Source organism: Synechococcus sp. CCY9201, from assembly GCF_034931105.1.
GTDB lineage: Bacteria > Cyanobacteriota > Cyanobacteriia > PCC-6307 > Cyanobiaceae > CBW1002.
Genome location: NZ_JAYGIC010000174.1, coordinates 1 through 2,413 on the forward strand (window position 1 = coordinate 1; position 2,413 = coordinate 2,413).

At 70.6% G+C, this 2,413-nt stretch carries 1 protein-coding gene and 1 pseudogene; one reads left to right on the plus strand and one right to left on the minus strand.

The window, feature by feature from the left end; all coding sequences use genetic code 11:
* Nucleotides 1–426, plus strand: a pseudogene (locus tag VB716_RS16690) (histone deacetylase); the annotation flags it as partial.
* Here the strand turns inward: VB716_RS16690 and VB716_RS16695 are convergent.
* A partial coding sequence (locus VB716_RS16695; protein WP_323271073.1) for a bifunctional acetate--CoA ligase family protein/GNAT family N-acetyltransferase occupies nucleotides 369–2,413 on the minus strand: 2,045 nt, incomplete at its 5' end. The pseudogene VB716_RS16690 and the gene VB716_RS16695 sit on opposite strands and share 58 nt — an antisense overlap.

A 2,413-nucleotide genomic window follows, 5' to 3' on the forward strand; every position in this document is an offset into this window, starting at 1 on the left:
GCCAGCGTGCATGAATGGGGCAACTACCCCGGCAGCGGCGCCGCCACGGAACGGGGGGAGGGTCCGGGCCTGGGCTTCACCCTCAACTGCCCCCTGCCCGGCGGCAGTGACGGCCCGGCGGTGCTCACGGCCCTGACCGCCGTGCTGCGGCCCGCCGCCGAGCGGTTCCGGCCCCAGTTGGTGCTGGTGTCGGCCGGCTTCGACAGCCACCGGGACGATCCCCTGGGCAGCTTCCGGCTCGAGGACAGCGACTATGGCGCCCTCACCCAGCTCTGCCTGGACATCGCCAGCGAACACGCCGATGGCCGGCTGGTGTCCGTGCTGGAGGGGGGCTACGCGCTGCAGGGCCTGGCGGGCGGCGCCGCCGCTCACGTTGAGACCCTGCTGGCGAGCGGATCAGCGCCGACCGGATCAGGGCCAGCCTGATCAGCGTCGACCAGATCAACCGGCACCGCATCACCGGGAAGCGATGCAGTGGCCAGATCGATCCAGGCCTCCATCACCTCGGGGGTGGAGCGCAGGCTGAACCCGAGCTTGCTGCACACCCGTTGCATGGCGCCGTTCTCGTGCAGGATCTCGGCCGTCACCCGGTCGACACCTTCATCGCGGCCGCTGCGCAGCAGCTGGGCCAGCAGCTCGGTTCCCAGACCCTGCCTCTGATACGGGTCGCTGATCAGCATCGAGAACTCGGCGTCATTGGAGCCATGCATCCGGCTGAGCCGCCCCACCGCCAGAACCCGGTGCTCGCCGTAATCGGGGTCGCGCCGGTCCACCACCAGGGCCAGCTCCCGGTCGTAGTCGGTGAAGCAGATGCGCAGCAGCCGCTCGTGGGTGATGCGGTGGCTCAGCGACATCATGTGGAAGTAGCGGTAGTAGACGCTCTCTTCCGAAAGGGTGCGGTGGAAGGCCACCAGCAGGGGTTCGTCCTCGGGCCGGATCGGGCGGATGGTCACCGGACTGCCGTCCTGCAGACGCCAGTGGTGCACGTACTGGCTGGGGTACGGGCGAATGGCCGGTCGGGGCAGGGGACAGGTGGCGCCCGCCACCGGCTGGATCAGAATGCGCGCATCAACAGCCACCAGGGGCCGCACCGGATCGCCGGGCCGCACCAGCAGCGGATTGATGTCGATCTCGCGGATGGCGGGCTGCTCCAGTACCAGTTGGCTGAGCCGCACCAACAGCCGCTCCAGCTCCTCCAGATCGGCTGGCGGGCCGCCGCGCACCCCCTGCAGGGCGTGGTAGACGCGGGTCTGCTCCATCAACCGCCGCGCCAGGGTGGTGTTCAGGGGCGGCAGAGCCACGGCGCTGTCGCGGTACACCTCCACCAGGGTGCCGCCGCTGCCGAACAGGATCACCGGCCCGAACTGGGGATCGAGACTGCTGCCCACGATCAGCTCCAGGCCCCCCTGCCGCTGCAGCATCGGCTGCACCGACACCCCATCGAAAGCTTCCGGCCCGCACTGCTCCGGGATCCGGCTGGCCATGGCGGCGAAGGCCGCCTCCACCGCCTCGCCGCTGGCGAGATCCAGCCACACACCACCCACATCGCTCTTGTGGGTGATGGTGCGGCTGTTGAGCTTCAGCACCACGGGGAAGCCGATGGCCTCGGCGGCGGCGCGGGCCTGGCTGGCGCTGCGGGCCAGGCGGGTGTCCAGCACCGGAATGCCGTAGCCCGCCAGCACCTGCTTGGCCTCCGTCTCGCTCAGCAGCTCACGGCCCTCATCCAGGGCTCGCTCCAGCACGCGGCGACCGGTGGCATGGTCGTCCGGCGCTCTTGCGCCGGCACCCTCATCGGCCTCAGGCAGCAGGGCGGGGGTCTCGTACAGACCGCGCAGGTTGTAGCTGAAGGTCCAGAGGGCGATGAACAGACGGGCCGCGGCGTCGGGGTAGGAGTTGGTGGCGATCCCGGCGGCATTGAGAATCGCCACCCCACGGGCCACCTCGTCGCCCCCCATCCAGCTGGCCAGCAGGGGCTTGCTGCTGGCCTCGGCCAGCTGCCGCAGGCGCTGGGCCGTGGTGGTGGGATCGGTCATCGCCTGGGGTGTGAGGATCACCAGCAGGCCATCGCTGCCGGGATCGGCCAGGGCGATCTCGATGGTGCGGGCGTAGCGCTCCGGATCGGCATCGCCGAGGATGTCAATGGGGTTGCCATGGCTCCACTGGGCCGGCAACACCGCATCGAGGGCAGTGAGGCTCTCGTTCGAGAGCTGGGCCAGCTGGCCGCCGCTGAGCACCAGGGCATCGGTGGCGAGCACCCCCGGGCCGCCGGCATTGGTGACGATCGCCAGGCGCCGGCCGCTGGGGCGTCGGGGCTGTTTGGCCAGCACACCGGCCAGGTCGAACAGGTCCGAGAGGCGATCCACCCGCAGCACGCCGCAGCGCCGCAGCGCTGCCTCCAGCACCACGTCGCTGC